The 19,638-nt window shown below is 55.7% G+C and carries 18 protein-coding genes; 8 read left to right on the forward strand and 10 right to left on the reverse strand.

Annotation, left to right across the window (positions count from 1 at the left end; genetic code table 11):
* Positions 1–163: 163 nt before the first annotated feature.
* The 3 genes from ACG98I_RS03545 (at position 164) to ACG98I_RS03555 (ending at position 5,447) form a co-directional block, all read left to right on the forward strand.
* Positions 164–3,349, forward strand: coding sequence for an error-prone DNA polymerase (locus ACG98I_RS03545; RefSeq protein WP_394718443.1), 3,186 nt, complete (start codon positions 164–166; stop codon positions 3,347–3,349).
* An 11-nt stretch (positions 3,350–3,360) separates the two neighbouring features.
* Positions 3,361–3,840 (forward strand): PH domain-containing protein, encoded by a 480-nt coding sequence (locus ACG98I_RS03550; RefSeq protein ID WP_394718445.1) that lies wholly within the window; start codon positions 3,361–3,363, stop codon positions 3,838–3,840.
* Between the two features lie 188 nt (positions 3,841–4,028).
* The gene (locus tag ACG98I_RS03555) at positions 4,029–5,447 is read left to right on the forward strand and encodes a PH domain-containing protein (protein ID WP_394718826.1); all 1,419 of its coding nucleotides are present in this window, start codon (positions 4,029–4,031) and stop codon (positions 5,445–5,447) included.
* 5 nt (positions 5,448–5,452) lie between these two features.
* On the opposite strand, the gene ACG98I_RS03560 is transcribed toward ACG98I_RS03555, so the two are convergent.
* Positions 5,453–5,749, reverse strand: coding sequence for an addiction module antidote protein (locus ACG98I_RS03560; protein WP_394718828.1), 297 nt, complete (start codon positions 5,747–5,749; stop codon positions 5,453–5,455).
* 98 nt (positions 5,750–5,847) lie between these two features.
* On the opposite strand from ACG98I_RS03560, the gene ACG98I_RS03565 reads away from it, so the two are divergent.
* Together ACG98I_RS03565 and ACG98I_RS03570 are read left to right on the forward strand one after the other, a co-directional pair.
* Entirely contained in the window at positions 5,848–6,081 is a 234-nt protein-coding gene (locus tag ACG98I_RS03565) for a type II toxin-antitoxin system ParD family antitoxin (protein ID WP_394718447.1), read from the forward strand.
* Entirely contained in the window at positions 6,078–6,368 is a 291-nt protein-coding gene (locus tag ACG98I_RS03570; RefSeq protein WP_394718448.1) for a type II toxin-antitoxin system RelE/ParE family toxin, read from the forward strand. The genes ACG98I_RS03565 and ACG98I_RS03570 overlap by 4 nt, the downstream gene beginning before the upstream one ends.
* A 21-nt stretch (positions 6,369–6,389) precedes the next feature.
* On the opposite strand, the gene ACG98I_RS03575 is transcribed toward ACG98I_RS03570, so the two are convergent.
* Positions 6,390–6,857 (reverse strand): tRNA (cytidine(34)-2'-O)-methyltransferase, encoded by a 468-nt coding sequence (locus tag ACG98I_RS03575; protein ID WP_394718450.1) that lies wholly within the window; start codon positions 6,855–6,857, stop codon positions 6,390–6,392.
* Between the two features lie 24 nt (positions 6,858–6,881).
* Between ACG98I_RS03575 and ACG98I_RS03580 the strand changes: the two genes are divergently transcribed.
* A complete protein-coding gene (locus ACG98I_RS03580; protein ID WP_394718452.1) occupies positions 6,882–7,736 on the forward strand; it encodes a bifunctional methylenetetrahydrofolate dehydrogenase/methenyltetrahydrofolate cyclohydrolase in 855 nt (284 codons plus the stop codon).
* A gap of 19 nt (positions 7,737–7,755) precedes the next feature.
* Complete coding sequence (locus ACG98I_RS03585; protein ID WP_394718454.1) at positions 7,756–8,073, forward strand: DUF3017 domain-containing protein; 318 nt, start codon at positions 7,756–7,758, stop codon at positions 8,071–8,073.
* Between the two features lie 51 nt (positions 8,074–8,124).
* Here ACG98I_RS03585 and ACG98I_RS03590 read toward each other — a convergent pair whose 3' ends face one another.
* The 4 genes from ACG98I_RS03590 to ACG98I_RS03605 all read right to left on the reverse strand — a co-directional run bounded on the left by ACG98I_RS03590 (position 8,125) and on the right by ACG98I_RS03605 (position 12,495).
* Positions 8,125–9,267, reverse strand: coding sequence for a homoserine O-acetyltransferase (locus ACG98I_RS03590; RefSeq protein ID WP_394718455.1), 1,143 nt, complete (start codon positions 9,265–9,267; stop codon positions 8,125–8,127).
* Positions 9,267–10,580 carry an O-acetylhomoserine/O-acetylserine sulfhydrylase gene (locus tag ACG98I_RS03595; RefSeq protein WP_394718457.1) on the reverse strand — a complete coding sequence of 438 codons (1,314 nt, stop codon included), beginning with the start codon at positions 10,578–10,580 and terminating at the stop codon, positions 9,267–9,269. Before ACG98I_RS03595 ends, ACG98I_RS03590 begins: the two co-directional genes overlap by 1 nt.
* A 110-nt stretch (positions 10,581–10,690) precedes the next feature.
* Positions 10,691–11,875, reverse strand: a complete 1,185-nt coding sequence (locus tag ACG98I_RS03600; protein ID WP_394718458.1) for a saccharopine dehydrogenase family protein — start codon at positions 11,873–11,875, stop codon at positions 10,691–10,693.
* A complete protein-coding gene (locus tag ACG98I_RS03605) occupies positions 11,872–12,495 on the reverse strand; it encodes an MBL fold metallo-hydrolase (protein WP_394718460.1) in 624 nt (207 codons plus the stop codon). Before ACG98I_RS03605 ends, ACG98I_RS03600 begins: the two co-directional genes overlap by 4 nt.
* Before the next feature lie 135 nt (positions 12,496–12,630).
* Between ACG98I_RS03605 and dps the strand changes: the two genes are divergently transcribed.
* Positions 12,631–13,110, forward strand: a complete 480-nt coding sequence (dps, locus tag ACG98I_RS03610) for a DNA starvation/stationary phase protection protein Dps (RefSeq protein WP_394718462.1) — start codon at positions 12,631–12,633, stop codon at positions 13,108–13,110.
* 134 nt (positions 13,111–13,244) lie between these two features.
* Here dps and ACG98I_RS03615 read toward each other — a convergent pair whose 3' ends face one another.
* The 4 genes from ACG98I_RS03615 to ACG98I_RS03630 form a co-directional block, all read right to left on the reverse strand.
* A complete protein-coding gene (locus ACG98I_RS03615) occupies positions 13,245–15,359 on the reverse strand; it encodes a M3 family metallopeptidase (RefSeq protein WP_394718464.1) in 2,115 nt (704 codons plus the stop codon).
* 144 nt (positions 15,360–15,503) lie between these two features.
* Positions 15,504–17,678 carry an NADP-dependent isocitrate dehydrogenase gene (locus tag ACG98I_RS03620; protein ID WP_394718466.1) on the reverse strand — a complete coding sequence of 725 codons (2,175 nt, stop codon included), beginning with the start codon at positions 17,676–17,678 and terminating at the stop codon, positions 15,504–15,506.
* A 126-nt stretch (positions 17,679–17,804) separates the two neighbouring features.
* A complete protein-coding gene (locus ACG98I_RS03625; protein WP_394718467.1) occupies positions 17,805–18,794 on the reverse strand; it encodes a siderophore-interacting protein in 990 nt (329 codons plus the stop codon).
* A 7-nt stretch (positions 18,795–18,801) separates the two neighbouring features.
* Positions 18,802–19,638 (reverse strand): ABC transporter ATP-binding protein, encoded by an 837-nt coding sequence (locus ACG98I_RS03630; protein ID WP_394718468.1) that lies wholly within the window; start codon positions 19,636–19,638, stop codon positions 18,802–18,804.

Genomic DNA, 19,638 nt, shown 5'->3' on the forward strand with positions numbered 1-19,638 from the left:
AGCGTTTTCCCTGCCTGCAACCAGCGTTTATACCCTTCTGTGTCCTGCTGAATATTAATAGACCGCACTGTTTCCTGCCGATTTTTGCTAGCGCCTGCTTGCCGATGCTTGCCCTGGCTGAAAAATTAGAACATGCTTTCGTATTTGGTGTAATGTTTTGTTCATGAGGTTCAATGGCGGAAGTCAGCTATCCTGGTCCCGGATTGAGAGGATTTTATCCGGACGGCCAGGACCTACTCCCGTGCCAGTTTATGGTGCGCCCGTGCCGGTGGATGATGAGAAACGCGGACAAGCGGGCTGTGCTGGCGGGAAAGCCGCGAGCGCTCTGGTTCCATTTGCTGAGCTGCACGCGAGTTCTTGTTATGCCTTCTTATCTGGAGCTTCTGAGCCGGAGGAGGTAGTCGAACGTGCTGTTGAATTGGGCTTGAATGCGCTGGCGATTGTGGACCGGGATGGCTTTTATGGCCTGATGAAATTCGCGGAGGCCGCTGCGCTGCAGGATCTGCCTACGGTTTATGGCGTGGAATTATCCATCGGCCCAGGTTTGCTTGCACTGGCGCGTGGGCCGGAAGGGTACCGGCGGCTATCGCGGCTAGTGGCACAAGCCCGCATGTCCACGGGGGAGAAGGACGAAGTGCGGTACCCGCTACAACATGAGGTTGCTAAGCAATTGGGTAATGAGTGCGTGATTATTGCTGGCTTTGAATGGGCGGATGACATCGAGCAGCTGGTTACGGATTTCGGGGCCAACAACGTCGTGTTGGAATATGTTGCCTCATCCACGCCGGAAGATACCGATCATCATGAGACGCTCGATGAGATGCGCGCCCGCATGGGCCTGCGCGCCATCGCTACCGCTCAGCCCGGCGCTGCTACCCGTAATGATGCGCGCCTGGCAGCGGCCAAACGTGCGTTGGCGCGGCGTGAGTCTTTAGAGAATGCCGAACCAGCCCAGCACCCGATGGGCGCGCAGTGGCTGCGCTCAGGTCAGCAGATGCGAACGCTGTTGCCGAACCGGGTTGAAGAAATTGCTTATTCAGTGGCACTTGCTAAGCAATGCGCTTTTACCTGGGACGCGTTGGCCCCGAACCTGCCGAATCGCGATGTGCCGGATGGTTTTGATGAGATGAGCTGGTTGCGCGAGATGGTCACCCGGCGCGCCCCGGAGCGCTATCGTGCGCACCCGAAGTCTTGGGCGAAGGCGAAGGCGCAGATTGAGCATGAGCTGGCGGTGATTGAGAAGCTTGGTTTTCCGGGCTATTTCTTGATTGTCACTGACATCGTGGATTTTTGCCGAGATGCCAATATTTTGTGCCAGGGGCGTGGTTCGGCGGCGAACTCAGTGGTGTGTTTTGTGCTGGGGATTACGAATGCGGAGCCGATTTCCGCGCAGCTTTTATTCGAGCGTTTTCTCTCGCCGGACCGTGATGGCCCGCCGGATATTGACGTGGATATTGAATCTGGCCGGCGTGAGGAGGTTATCCAGTATGTCTATAACTACTATGGCCGCGACCGTGCAGCGCAGGTAGCAAATGTGATTACCTACCGCCGCAAAGGTGCATTGCGTGATGCGGCGCGTGCTTTGGGCTACCCGCAAGGCGCCGGTGATGCCTGGTCTAAAGGCATTGCCGATCCACCCGAGGACGTCTCGCACCTAGCGGAGAAATTCCGTGGGCAGCCACGGCACTTAGGCATTCACTCTGGCGGCATGGTCTTATGTGACCGCCCGATTGCTGATGTTGTGCCCATGGAGTGGGCGCGCATGGAAGACCGTTCGGTGCTGCAGTGGGATAAAGATGACTGCGCTGCGGCCGGATTGGTGAAATTCGACTTGCTCGGTCTGGGCATGTTGGAAGCTATTCACCACATGGTGGATTTGGTGCAAGAAACCCGTAATAAGACCATCAACCTGTGGGAGCTGGATTTAGCTGATCCGGAGGTTTATGCCATGCTGTCGCGCGCTGATGCCGTCGGCGTATTCCAGGTGGAATCCCGCGCACAGTTAGCCACCCTGCCGAGGCTTAAGCCGCGCCGCTTCTTTGACCTGGTGGTGGAAGTCGCACTCATTCGCCCCGGCCCTATTCAGGGTGGTTCGGTGCACCCTTATTTGCGTCGGCGCAATGGGGAAGAGGAAATTACCTATGACCATCCGGTGTTGGAGAAGTCTTTGGGCAAGACTTTAGGCATTCCGTTATTTCAGGAACAGTTGATGCAGATTGCCGTGGACGCCGCGGGCTTTTCCGGCGCTGAGGCGGATGAGCTGCGCCGCGCGATGGGTTCTAAACGTTCCCCGGAGCGTATGGAAGCCCTGCGCCAGCGTTTCTTTACTGGCTTGTGGGAGACCAACCAGATTGAGGGCGAGGTCGCCTTGACCTTGTGGAATAAGATTGTGGCCTTTGCCGCCTATGGTTTCCCCGAGTCCCACGCGCAGTCTTTTGCGTCCCTGGTGTATTTCTCTGCCTGGTTTAAGCACTACTATCCAGCAGAATTCTGCGTGGGTTTGCTGCGCGCGCAACCGATGGGTTTTTACTCCCCGCAGTCGCTTATCCAAGATGCCCGCCGGCACGGCGTGCGCATTTTGCCTGCCGATGTCAACGCCTCCGGCACCGAAGCCCGCCTCGAGCGAATCCAACCACAAGACGGCACAAACGCCGAGGGACCCAAGGAAGATTTTGCCATCAGGATCGGGCTGAACCTGGTGCAGGGACTAAGCAAAGTCACCGACCGCATTGAGGCCAATGCGCCGTATAAAGACATGGCGGACTTGGCGCGCCGGGCTGATTTGAATACGGCAAATATGGAAGCACTCGCTAAAGCCGGGGCGTTGGATTGCTTTGGGCTCACTCGCCGTCAGGCGTTGTGGAATGCGCGCGTGGCGGCAACGGAGAAAGACGGCATGCTGCCGGGACTGACTATTACGGAAGCACCGGCGCTGCCCGGTATGAGCCTGATGGAGCTGGTGGCCACCGATATTTCTTCCACCGGTGTGACGCATAACCTGCAGCCGATGCAGCTCATTCGCCCGCCGGGTGTATTAAAAGCAGAAGAGTTGATGAAGGCTGAGGATGGCTCGCGGATTCGTGTCGCGGGTATTGTGACTCACCGTCAGCGTCCGCAAACGGCCAGCGGCGTGACCTTCTTCGGATTGGAGGATGAAACCGGGCTGATCAACGTGATGGTGACTCCCGGGCTGTGGAAGCGCAATAAGGTGGTGGCGCGCACGGCGAAGGCTTTGCTGATTCGTGGGATTGTCTCTAATGCCAATGGGGCAGCGACCGTGACGGCCGATAAATTAGAAGCACTTGATGTGGGCAGTTTCCTATCGCGGGGTAGTAGAGATTTCCATTAAGGTGGAACCTCATGAGCTCACGCGATGTTGTCCCCGAAGGAATGAATCCGGTCTCCCCGGATCTCACCAAAGCCCGCTATATTGTCAACCTTTCCTGGATGGCGATTTTAGCGATTGGCGCTGGCATCGCAGGCTACTTTCTGCATTGGTCTTTCTACATCGCGGCGGGTGTTTTCGTCGCCCTGATTTTCTGGCTGCTCTGGCTTATCCCATCACAGGTCAAACTCATGGGCTGGCAAGAAACCGATGATGAGCTGCTCATTACCAAGGGTCGTTTATGGCACCGATTCACCGTGGTCCCTTATGGCCGTATCCAATTCGTGGATGTTTCATCTGGTCCCATCGCGCGCATGTACGGTCTGAAAACCGTCAAGCTACACACCGCTTCTGCTGGCACTGATGCCACCATCAAAGGCCTCGAAAGCGAAACTGCCGATGCCTTGCGTGAGCGCCTGGCCGAAAAGGCACGCGAGAGGATGAGCGGGCTGTGAGCGAAGCATACGGAAAACACGCTGCCCACGAAGAACCTGACGAACCCACCACGACTGCCGAGGACACCACCGAGATTGTCGATGAAGACGACGGTTATCGCCGCGTTCACCGGTTAACCCCACTGCTGCGCTTTTGGTCGGTGATTCTGGCCATCCTGACTGTCTTTATCCTGCAGATCAATCTGGAGATGCTGGGGGATATCTACACCTTCTTTACCGATGGTCATCTCGGTGAAGCGATGCGCGGCACCGCGATTGCGTTTGGCGGATTCATCGTGCTGTGCATTCTCATCTGGGTAGTCTCCGGACTGTGGTGGCGGCGTTTAGGATTCAAACTCGATGATGAAGAAATCTCCATTCGCCGTGGCGTGCTCTCAAAGTCTTTACGCTCTGCTCGTTATGACCGAACCCAGGCCGTGGATGTGGTGGAAAACCTCATCGCGCGTATCTTCGGGCTCGCATCCGTCCGCGTGGAAACCGCCGGCGGTACCTCCTCAGTGATTGAGGTGGCCTACCTCAAGAAAGCAGAAGCTGAAGCACTTCGCCTGGAAGTCCTCGCGCATGTGCATGGCGTGGTTGACGGTCGTGCCGAGCCAGAAGAAGCCATCGCGGCACTAGCCGAAGAAGAAGGCGTGGCGCCGGATGAGGCAAAATCTGGCGTCACTGGGACGACAGGTATGCAGCGAACAGCGGTACTCGGTGCGGAAAAGCAACACCCGGAAATCGTTCCGGAGATTCCCATTCGGCGTTCACTCGCGGCAGCGGCGCTAAGATTTACAACGATATTGACCCTTGCATTCATCATTGTCATCATCGTGACCCCAGTGCCGCTGAGCACCGTCATCCCGATTTTGGTCGGTATTGTTCCCGGTGTGTGGGGTCTGCTGGATTCCTCATGGCGCTTTAATGCTCAAGTTAATGAGGAAGAAAACACGCTCAACATTGCCTATGGCTTGGCAGACCGCCGCCGTCAGTCCATCCGTATCGAGCGCATCCACGGCGTGCGCGTCACCCAGCCACTGCTGTGGCGGATGCTGGGTTGGTATGAAGTCAATGTTTCTGTGGCCGGCTATGGCCGCGCTAGCGGTGGCGCGCAGTCCGGTTCGACGCGCATCCTGCCGGTAGGCAATAGGGAACTAGCCATGAAACTCTTTGAGCGAGTCAGCGATTTGAGCGCCGAACAGATTGAAACCTACGCGCAGCCGGAAGGCTTCAACAATGCGGAGTTCACTTCACCCAAGCGCGCGTTCTGGTCCTCACCACTGGATCACAACAAGCAAGCGGTCACGCTGATTGATGATGACGCCATCGCCATTACCCACGCCGGGCGGATAAATCGACGCGTAACTGCCGTGACCGCATCGCACGTTCAAGAGCTAACCTTCAAGGCTGGTCCTATTCGCCAGGCATTGGGACTCGGTACCGTCGCATTCGAGATGGTCGCAGGACCAGCAACACTAGCCGGCGAAGACCTGGAATACCCCGATTGCATTGCATTGATGGATAGGCTGCGCGCACGTAAGCTGCCCGCCATGGCCTCAGCGAGTCAACCCACCATCGCCGAAGTCGAAGAATCCTACGGTGAGGTTTCTGAAGAAGAGGACTAAGAACTTCAAGCAGCTACGAATCGAAGCTTGAGGCCTAAAGCGTGAGAAACCTTGATGACGGTGGCTAAACTCGGATTCCCGTCTTCAGACAGAGTCTTGTACAGACCCTCCCTGCTCATTCCAGCTTGCCGGGCAATTTCGCTGAAGTTTCGGGAGCGGGCGATGTTATTCAAAGCGCGCTTAATTGCTGCAGAATCATCTCCGTATTCTTCGATGGTTGCTTCAAGGTATGTCGCCACGTATTCAACCGTTTCGAGATAGTCGGATGGGTTGAAAGGTTTGAATGCGAATAGAGGTCGGATTAGCCCCGCCTAGGGAGCCGAGCTGGTGTAGACGGTAGAGGAAAGCCGATGCTCGAGTAGGGGTGTTGAGAGGTACCAAATTTTGGTAATCTCGCGCTATGGCAACAAATACATCCATCAGTCTTGATGATCACTTCGCACAGTTTCTTGCTGAACAGGTGGAATCAGGCAGATATTCGTCAGTTAGCGAGGCTATTCGTGCTGGACTGAGGTTGCTCGAAGAGCGTGAAGTACAGCTGAGCGCTCTGCGGACAGCGCTTATTGCGGGTGAAGAGAGTGGTGCGGCGGAAGAATTTGATTTCGATGCGTTCATTGCTTCAAAAACGTTGTGAGCAAATATTTACTAACTCCAGCAGCGCAGCGTGATTTGTCAGCAATCTGGAACTTTACCGAAGAGCAATGGAGTTCAGCGCAAGCAGAGAAATACCTTCGAGAGATTCAACGGGCGCTTGAACGAGTCACGGAAGCTGTCGCCCGTGGTCGTCGCCGCGACGATGTCCGCGCAGGCTATATGAGCTACGCGGTAGGCAGTCACATTATCTTCTACCGCCATCAAGAAAGCCATCTCGAGGTGATACGCATTCTGCATCATCGTATGGATCACAGGCAACATTTATGACCGCTTGCCGGAAAGCTACAGTTAGACCCCGCCGGGGAAGCCGAGCTGGCGCCAGGCCTCGTACACAGCAGTCGAGGCAGCATTAGAGAGATTCATCGAGCGGCGTGCGGGCACCATTGGAATACGGACTTCCTCGGTGATGCGTGGGTGCGCCAGGTGCTCAGCCGGCAAACCAGTTGGTTCGGTGCCAAAAAGCAAAACGTCCCCATCGGTGTATTCGACATCACTGAACCATTTAGTTGCAGACGTCGTAAACGCGAAAACACGCGCGCCGGGAAGCGCGTCCATGCACGCGTCAAAGTCGGCATGGATCTGCATATCTGCGAGGTCATGATAGTCAAGGCCTGCACGTTTGAGATGCTTATCATCGAAATTGAAGCCCAATGGTTCCACTAGATGAAGCTTCGCACCAGTGACCGCGGCAGTGCGAATAGCGTTGCCAGTATTGGTGGGAATGACAGGATTATCGAACACGATGTGTAACGGCATAACGATAAGTTTATGATGGTGTCCATGACTGCAACCACTTTGGATGGAAAACTGTACCGCGCCGAGCTATTTGAAGACCTTAAGAAGCGGGTTGCCGCGCTAGATAAAAAGCCAGGATTGGCCACCGTCCTGGTCGGTGAAGATCCAGGCTCACATTCCTATGTGAAGATGAAGCACCGCGATTGCGAAGAACTCGGTATCGCGTCCATCCGCAAGGACCTGCCAGAAGACACCACCCAAGAAGAGCTCGAAGCAGTCATTGCTGAGCTCAACGCTGATGAGAATGTCACTGGTTACATCGTGCAGCTGCCACTGCCTAAGCACCTCAATGAAAACCGCATCCTGGAACTCATTGACCCAGACAAGGACGCGGATGGCCTGCACCCAGTCAACCTGGGCAAGCTGGTGCTCAATGAAGACGCGCCTTTGCCTTGTACTCCAAATGGCTGCATTTCTTTGCTGCGCCGCTATGGCATTGAGATCAACGGCGCGAAAGTCGTCGTCATCGGCCGTGGTGTCACAGTGGGTCGCCCAATTGGTCTGATGCTGACCCGTCGCAGCGAGAACGCGACCGTGACTTTGTGCCACACCGGCACTAAGGATTTGAAGGCAGAAACTCAGGCCGCAGACATCATCATCGCTGCTGCGGGCCAACCACACATGCTGACCGCAGACATGATCAAAGAAGGTGCAGCTATCCTCGACGTCGGTGTTTCCCGCGTTGATGGCAAGCTGGCTGGTGACGTCCACCCAGACGTATGGGAGAAGGCCGGATACATTTCCCCGAACCCAGGCGGCGTTGGTCCTTTGACCCGTACCTTCCTAGTCTCCAATATTGTTGAGCGCGCTGAAAAGCTTGCGGAAGCAACTGGAAATTAAGGGCTGAATCGCCATTTCTATGCTGCCAGTATCCAATCCACATGACGTCAACCTGAAGCCATCGCCGCTTCCAGGTTGGCTGCAGTGGACGTTCATCGGCCTATTTTGCGCGGCTGTGGTGGTCTCTGGCGTTTTGAGTCTGATGGAACACTGGCGCCGTGCCACCTTCGTGCTGGGGGCAGCGATGGTGTGGCTGACCGCGGTTCGTTTAACCTGTGATTCCCGCAGGGTCGGAGTCTTTGCGGTGCGCTCGCGCCGCTTCGACTCCATTTTCACCGCATGCATGGGCGCAGCCCTGCTGTGGCTTTCGGCCTCAGTCGATTCGCTGGGCAGCTAATGAAAGCAGCTGATTTCCTGGGGAGTTAGTGGTAAAACACTAGCTCCCCAGTTAGATGACGTATTCGTCGCCGAAGTGAAATTCGCGACCATCCACTTCATCTTCGCCTTCAGGCAGCGTTTGTTTGATGAAATTACGCAGAATCCTATCCATCTGACGCCCTTCAACCAAGAAAGCATCATGGCCGACGGGGGAGGAGAGCTTCGCCATCGCCAGAAGATTGCCGAGGTTGCGGGAGATGTGTTCCTGCTGGTGGTATGGGTACAAAATGTCGGTATCCACACCCACAACCATGGTCGGAACTTGGGAGGATGCGAGTGCTTTATTCAAACCACCGCGGCCACGCCCAATATCGTGGCGATTGAGAGACTCGGTCAAAATCACATAGGAACCAGCATCGAAGCGTTCGGTGAGTTTCTGTCCCTGGTAATCCAGATAAGAGTTCACGGCGAAACGCTGGTTCTTCTCGCGATAAGGACCGAGCGGATTTTCACCCGCTTGGGCTGAGGTGCCAAAGCGCTCATCGATTTCCATTTCACCGCGATAGGTGAGATGCGCAAGACGGCGTGCAGCAGCCAAGCCTTCGGCAGGGCCGGTTGAACCGTAATAATCGCCACCATTCCAATCAGGATCACGCTCAATGGCAGAAATCTGCGCGGACTGAATACCAATCTGCCATGCCGAAGCACGTGCAGACACCGCAATCACGCACGCTGCTTGCACCATTTCTGGGTAAAGCAAAGTCCACTCGAGAGTGCGGGCACCACCCATGGATCCACCGATGACCGCATGCACTTCCGTAACTCCCAGTGCATCCAAGAAAAGCTTTTCAACTTCAACCTGGTCACGGATAGAAATCGCGGGAAAGCGGGAGCCATAAGGCCGACCCTGGTATTCGGAGCTCGGTCCGGTGCTGCCGGTGCAGCCGCCCAGCACATTGGTGGCAACAACGCACCAGGTATTGGTATCTAGCGCCTTGCCAGGTCCAACGAGATCGCCCCACCACGTAGCAACGTCTGAATCACCGGTCAATGCATGCTCAATGAGCAAGACATTGGAGCCACGGTACTCACCCCAGCGCTGATAAGCGATATCAACATCTGGGATCTCAGCCCCTGCTTCGGTGGTGAAAGAGCCAATGTTGACTTTGGTGAGAACGCCTTCATCGGCAAGCGAAATGTGCAGTGAAACCATTAGAGCGCGGCGAATCCCAATTCGAGGTCAGCGATGATGTCATCGATATTTTCAATACCAACGGACAGGCGAACAGTCGACTGAGTAATACCAGCTACGCGCAGGCCTTCTTCATCGGACTGGGAGTGAGTGGTGGTGGCTGGGTGTACGACGAGGGAGCGGGTATCACCGATATTTGCCAGGTTGGAGTGCAGCTTTAGCGCATCAATGAATGCCCATGCTTCATCCTTACCGCCGTCAATCTCGAAGGAAAGAACTGAACCGGTGGAGGTGTAGCCCAAACGTTCTTTAACGTCCTTGTATGGGCTGGACGCCAGGCCGGCATAGTTGACCTTGGTGACCTTATCGTGTGCTTCGAGGTACTCAGCAACCTTTTGTGCGTTTTCTCCATGCTTATCGATACGCAGCTGCAGAGTCTCGAGACCGGAGAGGGTGATCCACGCATTAAATGGGGACAATGATGCACCGGTGTCACGCAGCAAGCCAGCGCGCGTCTTGAGCGCGAATGCTGGTGCGCCAAGGTCTGCGTACTTCAAGCCGTGGTATGCCGGATCCGGGTTAACGAAATAAGGGAAGACTGCCTGGCCATCACGCTCAACAGTCCAGTCGAACTTTCCGCCATCGACAATAACGCCGCCGACAGAAGAACCGTTGCCGGAGTAGAACTTGGTGGTCGATGCCACGACGATGTCCGCACCGAGCTCAAGTGGGCGAGATACGGCAGCAGTTGCGATGGTGTTATCCACGATCAGTGGGACCTGATGCGCGTGTGCAACTTCTGCGATAGCTGGGATATCAAGAATATCGGCGACCGGGTTGCCAAAGGTTTCACCATAGAAAGCCTTGGTGTTTGGCTTGACCGCGTCGGCCCAGGACTGTGGATCATCTGGGTTTGCTACCAGGGTGACCTCAATGCCCAAACGAGCCAGGGTGATGGTGAACAAGGTATTGGTGCCACCGTAGAGACGAGGGGAGGAGACAATGTGGTCGCCTGCGGATGCCAGGGTGAAAATCGCTGCAGTTTGTGCTGCTTGTCCGGATGCAAAAGCTACAGCGGCAACGCCGCCTTCCAAGCTAGCGATACGCTGTTCCAATGCGTCCACAGTTGGGTTGGTCAGGCGGGTGTAAATTGGTCCGGCATCGGACAGATTGAAGCGGTTAGCGGCATGCTCCGCGGAATCAAAGACATAAGAAGTGGTCTGATGAATCGGCACATTACGGGAGTTGGCATTGCCGTCTAGGTCCTGACCTACGTGCAATGCACGGGTTTCGATGGACCAGTTTTCAAAATTGCTGTTGTCGTATTTAGTCATACTTGGCACCGTACTCGCGCAAACGCGTGTCCTACAGCCACAAACCCGAACGTGCTGGCAGTGCAAGAATAAAAATAGACAAAGCGGTATTGTTGGCTAGGGTAAGCGGTCTATTTGAATCTCATTCCATGTGCGTGCAATGCATCCCGGTATGGCGCACCGAGTGCCGTTGCAGGAGTAAGAATGCCGCCGAGGACGTCGGGCATGCCTTTCGGGTTGGTGGCAAGCGTGGCAGCGGCTTCACCCAGCATCATGGACGTTACGCGGTAGCCGGGATCTCCTTCGGCGATGACTGTCGCGGTATGTAACGCCCCGGATTCGGTGCGGCCGACGTGGGTGATGGTGAAACCACCCTTGTCCAAGTCTTTGGGGCCATCACCAGGCTGGGGAAGAAAGCGAGCTAGGCGTTTATTCATTACCGCTGCGAAACCAAGCGCGGTGATAGCGAAGAGCGCACCTGCCTTAATGCGCCCGGCGATGCCAGTGCCAGTGGTGATTGCTTCGCGATAGCGTAGCTGCTCGCCATAGGCGTAGCCGCGCAAGGTATTAGTGCGGCGCACAATGCGGGTATTGAACATGGCCATAAAGAATGGCCCAGTCCACTGCCGAAGGAGTGGATCGAAGGTGACCTCCATGTCCTTTTGTTCGCCTAAGTCCGGTTCCGTTTTGTGGTCAGGCGAAAGCGTATAAGGGCTGTGCAAGATGGCACCGCCTTTTTCCATCTTCTTGGCATCAGTACTGACCGCGCGCATTGAATCAATCGTGCCGCCCGATAATCCACCTTGAAGGTGCTCAACGGCCATGGTGACATCGGTAAAAGTGGCGCCCGATTTCTCATGCAGGTGGAATAGCCCCATATCCGAAGGGACCGAATCAAAACCACAGGAGTGCACGATCTTCGCACCGTTGGCCCGGGCTTTCTCGTGGAGCCCATCGATATTCCGGCGGATGAAGAGCGCTTCACCGCACAGATCGACATAATGGGTACCGGCCTCGACGCAGGCTTTGACCACTTCATCTCCATAATGCGTATACGGACCGACGGTAGAAATAAGCACCCTTGTGCGCTGCGCTAGGGTGCTTAGGGCGGCGGTGTCGGTGGCATCGGCAAGTAGTACCGGCAGACCTAAACCAAGCGCGCTGAGCTTGGTCTCATTGCGTCCTGCCAGCGCGAGCGATAGTTCCGGATGATTCTCTGCTAGATACTCCGCAGTAAGACGCCCAACAAAGCTGGTTGCTCCGAAGACGACGACGTCGAATTCTCGGGATGATGTACCGTTTGAATCTTGGCTCATTCATCCAATTCTAAAGGCTGCGTGAGATCCAGTGGGGTGCCTTGCTGCAACCGGGCATAGCCTGGGACTTTCATCTTCACCATGACGTTGTCATAAAGTTTGCGACCGAAATCGCTCAAGACGCCGTCATGAATCGGGATGGTGCGAGTTGCTGACACCGTGCGCGCATAGGCGGCCGCCTCAGAGTTTTTCACCCACGGTGCGGAAATGGGCAGCAACAGCACATCTACGTTGTGCAAGCCCTTGATGTACTGATCACCTGGGTGCAGCACGCCATTAAAGAAGTAGCCGATATTAACCGGGCGCGGCAGGCGTGGATGAATCTCGTGGTGCAAGCCGCCTACTGCGTTAATGGTCGTGCCCAGCAAGCTAAAAGACTCACCGGGACGTACAACGGTGCCTTGGCCAATCAGCCCTACGGCATCGGCTGGGCCCCAGACTGGAAGCTGAGACGCGATGACGGTATCTGCATCCACGTGGTCGGGATGCGCGTGGGTAAGAAGGACTGCGTCTGCGGACGCGAGAACCGAAAGGTCGGATGCCGGGCCCGGGTCAATAACGAAGACGCCTTCATCGGTTGCGACGGATACACAAGAATGTCCATGGAGTGTGATTTTCATAGTCCCAGTCTAGATAAAACTCATGAGGCTGTGGTTAATCCATCGACGGGAAACTTAGTCTAACCTAAGGCTTGACCTGCGGAAATGGGATCGATATTACATGCAATAAAACTAAATTGGACGTATAATGAAGTTATGACTCAATACACTGTTCCTGGATTGTCCGATGTTGATTCTAAGAAGCTCGTGGAAGAGCTGCAGGCTCGTCTGAATGACTACAATGACCTGCACCTGATTTTGAAGCACGCCCACTGGAATGTTGTGGGACCGAACTTCATTGCAGTTCACGAGATGCTGGATCCTCAAATTGATTTGGTTCGCGGCTATGCAGACGAAGTCGCAGAACGTGTATCCACCTTGGGCTATGAGCCACTGGGTACGCCAAAGGCGCAGGCTGAGGACCGTACTTCTTTGACCTACGATGTCAACCGCGCTAACACCCAAACCCACCTGGCAGCAATCGATGAGCTGTACACCACCGTGATTGAAAATGTTCGCAGCTCGCTGAAGGCTTCCGGCGAAATCGACCCAATCACCGAGGACATTCTCATCGGCCAGTCCGCTGAGCTGGAGAAGTTCCATTGGTTCGTCCGCGCACACCTCGATAAGGCTTAAGACCTACTTTGAGTCAGACTTAAGGTAGTGACCTTCTAGAGCCATCACCTGAGATAAAAGCGAGCGGGAAAGCATCTTCACTGATACTTTCCCGCTCGCTTTGATATCACTTGAATGGCGTTTGTGTTTGGGGACTAGTTGGAACTTGGGGTGTTAAGGCCGCGGCGAACTAGTAGTGGGGTGAGGTCCTTGTCACGGCCGCGAAGCTCCGAGTAAACCTCGGAGAAATCGCGAGACGCGCCGGTGGACAGGATGAGGTCGCGGAAACGCTGGCCTGCGCGCCGGGCGGCGTCATCACTGACACCGTCTGTGGCTTCAGCGTTATCGTCGACTGACTGGGAGTCGGTCGAGGTGGCGGCGTGGTTTTCGCGGAACCATTCAAAGCCATCGGCGTCGAGGGCCTCGGCCCAGAGGTAGGAGTAGTAGCCCGCGGAATAGCCGCCGGCAAAGATGTGCTGGAAATAAGTTGAGCGATAGCGTGGGGCGATGGAATCGATGTCCATGCCGGCATCGGCAAGCGCGGCTTGCTCAAAGTCCGCAATGGCTTCCGGTGTTGACTGAAGCTGAGCTGCTTCTTCGGGCGTGAGTGAGTGCCACGCGAGGTCAATAATGGACGCCGCGACATATTCGGCAGTGGCAAAGCCCTGCCCGAACTGAGATGCCTTAGTAACAGCGGCCAGCAGTTCATCGGAGATGACTTCACCGGTCTCCACGTGGCGGGCGTAATTCTTGACCAACGCTGGGTCAAGAGCCCAGTTCTCATTGATCTGCGATGGGAATTCCACCCAGTCGCGCGGCACATTGGTGCCGGAGAAGGTGGGGTAGCGGACATCTGAGAGCAAGCCATGCAATGCGTGGCCAAATTCGTGGAATACGGTGTGTAGTTCATCGATGCTCAGCAACGGCGTGGAGCCATCTGCTGGGCGTGAGATACCCATGACGTTGATGACCACGGGGCGGGTGCCAAGTAGATGGGATTGCTCCATGAACGTGGACATCCACGCACCGCCACGCTTGGTGGGGCGGCCGAAATAGTCGGTGAGGAAAAGCCCAATACCGGTGTTGGGTTCTTGCTCTTGGCCGTCATCGAAGACCTCCCATACACGCACACCCTCGGCATAACCTTCCAAATCATCACGCGGAATGACCGTGATGCCGTAGAGACGCTTGGCGGCGGCAAAGACGCCATCAACCAGCACGGCATCCAGAGGGAAGTACTTGCGAAGCTCATTGTCATCCACGGCGAAGTCGCGTTCGCGGACCTTGGATTCCCAGTATGGCCAATCGGCGGGGCCGAAGGATTCGCCGTTGAGCTCAGCTTCCTCGGCCAGGATCTTGTGCTCACCAGCCGCATTCGCGTTAATCGCGGGGACGAGGCCGCGCAGCATCGAGGAGACCGCGCTGGCTTCCTTCGCGGTTTCTTCAGCGATAACGTAGTCCGCATGGGTGTCATATCCCAGAAGCTGCGCGCGCTGGGCGCGCAGCTGAGCCATCTCGAGGAGTACGGATGAGTTGGATTCGGTGCCGCGAAGGCGTGCCGCCTCATACAGTGCTGCGCGGGATGATGGGTCTGCTAGGCGCTGTTGCTCGGATTGCACGGAAGGCAGCTCGAGCGGGAAGACGTAGCCTTCCTTTCCGATTTCCTTGGCATATGCAGCTGCTGCATCAATGCGGTCCTGCGGCAGGCCAGAGAGTTCTTCCTCGGAAGTAAAATGCACGGCCCGTTCTTTGGTATCAGTCATGAGATTGCGACCGAATTCCTCAGACAAGGTGGACAGGCGCTGGTTAATCTCCGATAGCGTGTGCTTGTCTTCATCGCTGAGTTCTGCGCCCTTGCGCGCGAAGGTACGCAGCAAATGGTCATGCAGGCGCTGGGACTCAGTATCTTCGGGTGCAGTGACTGCCTTCAGGCGGTCATAGAGTGCCGCGTTCTGATAAATTGCATCCATGTGGGTGGAGAGCTGCGGATAAATTTCCGCGCCAATCTCTACCATCTCATCGGTGATATCGGTACCCGATAGGTTTCCGAACACTGACATGACCCGTTCCAAATCACGGCCAGAACGCTCGAGAGCCTCTACAGTATTAGCCCAGGTTGGGGACTCAGAATTATCAACAATTGCAGCAATCTCCGCATTGTGACGGGAGAGAGATTCTTCAAAAGCAGGACGATAATGCTCAACGCGAATCTCAGCAAAAGGTGGCAGCTGGTACGGCAATTGAGAAGGGATAAGTAGTGGGTTAGCCATAGAAGACTAATCTACTCTGAATTTGAGCTCCGAATTGTGAGGGGTAGAACGAACACGCCCGCTTCATCTCCTAGGAAAGGATGATGAAGCGGGCGTGAAGTACTCGCGCTAGCACGCGGTGTGCGCGCTAGCCGGGAAGAAGAACTACTTCTTCAGAGACTCCAGGATCTCGTTGTACTTGGAGGAAGGACGCATGACCTCGGTGGTCTTGTCCTCGTTTGGCCAGTAGTAGCCGCCCAAGTCAGCAGGCTGGCCCTGGATGTCGATGAGTTCCTGTGCGATAGCGTCGAGGTTCTCATTGAGCTTCGCGGAGAATGCCTTGAAGCCTTCTGCCAACTCAGCATCGTCGGTTTGCTTAGCCAATTCCTCAGCCCAGAATGCAGCCAGGTAGAGGTGGGAGCCGCGGTTGTCGATCTCCTTGACCTTGCGGGAAGGGGAGTAGCCTTCAGTCAGCAGACGCTCAGTAGCGTTGTCGAGTGCAGCGGCCAGAACGCCGGCGCGCTCATTGCCGTGGTTCTGCTGCTCGTGGCGGAAGGACTCAGCCAGAGCCAGGAACTCACCGAGGGAGTCCCAACGCAGGTGGTTTTCTTCCTGAACCTGCTCAACGTGCTTAGGAGCAGATCCGCCAGCACCAGTCTCAAAGAGGCCGCCGCCAGCCATCAGTGGAACAACAGACAGCATCTTTGCAGAGGTGCCCAGCTCCAGAATTGGGAAGAGGTCGGTGTTGTAGTCACGCAGAACGTTACCTGTAACGGAGATGGTGTCCTCACCCTTGCGGATGCGCTCAACGGTGACCTTGGTTGCCTCAACTGGGGACAGGATTTCAATGTCCAGGCCCTCGGTGTCGTGATCGCCCAGGTACTTGTTGACCAGGTCAATCAGGTTGCGGTCGTGAGCACGCTCAGAATCTAGCCAGAAGATGGTCTTCATACCGGACAGGCGAGCGCGGTTCACAGCGAGCTTGACCCAGTCCTGGATTGGGGCATCCTTGGTCTGGCATGCGCGCCAGATGTCATTTTCCTCAACGTTGTGGGAAATCAGAACGTCACCAGCGGTGTTAACAACCTGTACTTCGCCGTCAGCAGCAATCTTGAAGGTCTTGTTGTGGGAGCCGTACTCCTCAGCCTTTTTAGCCATCAGACCAACGTTAGGGGAGGTACCCATGGTGGTTGGGTCATATGCGCCATTAGCCTTGCAGTCCTCAATAACTGCCTGGTAGACACCAGCGTAGGAGGAGTCAGGGATAACCGCGAGGGTGTCCTGCTCTTCATCGTTCTTATTCCACATGTGGCCGGAGGTACGGATCATTGCTGGCATGGAAGCGTCAATGATGACATCCGATGGAACGTGCAGGTTGGTGATGCCCTTGTGGGAGTTAACCATAGCCAGGTCTGGACCGTTTTCCAGAGCAGCATCAAAAGCAGCCTTGATTTCTGCACCATTGTCCAGCTTCTCCAGACCGGTGTAGATTGCGCCCAAGCCATTCTCGCCGTTCAGGCCAGCTGCGAGCAGCTCCTCGCCGTACTTGTCGTAGACGTCTGCGAAGAAAGCGCGAACAACGTGGCCGAAGATGATTGGGTCAGAAACCTTCATCATGGTGGCCTTCAGGTGAGCGGAGAAGAGAACGCCCTCCTCCTTCGCGCGTGCAACCTGAGCCTTCAAGAACTCATCCAAAGCCTTGGAGGAGATGAAGGTGCCGTCAATAACTTCCTTGTCCAGAACCTTCAGGCCGTCGAGCAGAACGGTCTCGGTGCCGTCGGTTGCAACGTGCTTGATGGTCAGGGTGTCATCACCATCGATGATGACGGACTTTTCGTTGTGGCGGAAGTCGTTATCCTCCATGGTTGCCACGTTGGTCTTGGAATCAGCGGTCCAAGCACCCATGCGGTGTGGGTTTGCCTTGGCAAAGTTCTTGACTGCCTGTGGTGCACGACGGTCGGAGTTACCCTCACGCAGAACTGGGTTCACAGCGGAACCCTTAGCTACGTCGTACTTGTCCTTAGCGTCCTCATACTCTGGCAGGTCAAAGCCAGCTGCCTGCAGCTCAGCAATAGCCTTGCGCAGCTGAACCTCAGATGCAGAAATATTTGGAAGCTTAACGATATTTGCTTCTGGAGTCTTAGCCAGCTCACCGAGCTCAGACAGTGCGTCTGGAACCTTGGTCTCAGGGAACTGAGCCAGGATACGAGCAGCCAGGGAAATATCCGCGGTCTCTACCTCAATGCCAGCAACGGAAGCGAAAGCTTCAACGATTGGCTTGAAAGAGTAGGAAGCGAGCAATGGCGCTTCGTCAGTGCGGGTCCAGATAATCTTTGCCATGTTTCTCCTAAAATAAAAGTTTTGGAAAACGTTCAGCTACCAAGAATACCGGTTTACCGTTTCTTTTGTGCGATAGATACCCTCTAAATAGTGAGCGCTGCCTAAGCCACGGTTAAGGTGGGGGATTTAGCCTAGAGCCGAGACCCCATTTTTCCAGTAACCCATGAAAGATACCTGGTGACGCGAAATTCCCGCGCCCTTAACCAACATGCGGCGAATGGTGGTCACCATCGATGATTCACCGGCGATCCAGAAGTAAGTATCAGCAAAACGTTCCGCAGTCGTCGAGGTGGGTTCGCCGGCTTCATTTTCATCCTCGAAAGAGCTATATACCGGGGTCTCCCACACCATTGACGCAGGCTCAGCTTCCTGAGCGCCAGAAGGCTCCGGTGGAGTGAATTCACCGCGGGGGTTGTCGAGTTCAAATAGGCGTGCTGCTGATTCTACGAGCATGTCACCATAGGTGTGGTGGTCTGCGCGGGGAACCCAGTGCACGGTCAGATTCTCTGGAAAATCAATCTGCGGGGTATCTGCAGTATCAACGAGTTCGCAGTACATGGTGCCAGTGAGATGTGAGGGCCATTCATCGGCAATGCGCAGCATTGCAGGCAGTGCGGTCTCATCGCCCAAAATCACCACATTGGTGGCATCACCTGGCTGGAATTCGATACCGGGGCCAGATTCATCATCTTTCTCGGGCGCGATGATAAACAGCTGGTCGCCAGGCTGGGCTTCCACAGCGAAGGTAGCAGCGGGGCCACTGTGTGGCGTGCCGACGCCGTGCAGTGCGAAGTCAATATCAATTTCGGCCTCGCTGTTCTCGCCGTCGAGGCTCTTGTCTTCGACGTGTGCGTCTGCACGTCGGAGCTCACGAACGGAGTAGGTGCGCATCCACCCGCGGTGCTCGGCATCCAGCTCTTTCCACTCGGCGTACCAATCGCCCTCGCCCTTGAGCTCCGGCAGTCCGTGTGGGCCTGGAATGACGAGCTTGATGCGCAGGTCCATGATGGCACCGGCGGGGCCCATGTCATCGATACCAGTGAAGGTGACGCGCTGGAAATTCGGAGAGATTCTCTTCGAATTTTTGACGGTGGCAAGAAATGGGTGGAAGGCCATGATGAATCTACTTTGTCCTTAGGTGGTGGCGGCCAATGGGCATGACCGCCGGGTGGTCAGAGACAGGGTCATTGATAATGATGGAATCAATACCGAAGACTTCCTGAACGTTTTCTTTCGTAATAACCTCATGTGGACGACCGTGAGCAAATACCTTGCCGCCGGCAACCGCCACGAGTTCATCGGAATAACGCGCGGCCAGATTCAAATCATGCAGCACCATTACAATGGTGGTCCCGCGGTCGCGGTTGAGCTCAGTGAGCAAATCCAGCACGTCCAACTGGTGCTTGACGTCCAGGTAGGTGGTGGGCTCATCGAGCAGCAACGTATCGGTGCGCTGTGCCAGAGCCATGGCAATCCACACGCGTTGGCGCTGACCGCCGGAAAGCTCATCGATGGAGCGCTCCGCCAAATCGGCGGTGCCGGTGGCTTCGAGCGCCTCGGCCACAATGTCATAATCCTGCTGGCTCCAGCGTCCCAAGAGTCCCTGGTGTGGGGTGCGGCCGCGGCCAACGAGGTCAGCGACCACGATGCCATCGGGTGCAATCGGGGTTTGTGGCAACAGGCCTAGCTGTGTTGCCAGTTTGCGGGTGGGGATGTCATGAATGGACTTACCGTCCAGGACAATCTCACCACTGCTGGGATTTAATAGCCGTGACATGGCGCGCAGCAAGGTTGATTTTCCGCAACCATTAGGGCCCACGATAGAGGTCACTGTGCCGCGGGTGATATCCACGTTGAGTTTGTCGATCACGGTGCGTTCGCCATAACCGACGGAGACATCGGTAGCGCGCAAAGCAGCACTACCGGTTTCTTGCGCTGCGGGTGTATGAAGTGCAGTCAT

The organism is Corynebacterium sp. L4757, assembly GCF_043673995.1.
Lineage (GTDB): Bacteria > Actinomycetota > Actinomycetes > Mycobacteriales > Mycobacteriaceae > Corynebacterium.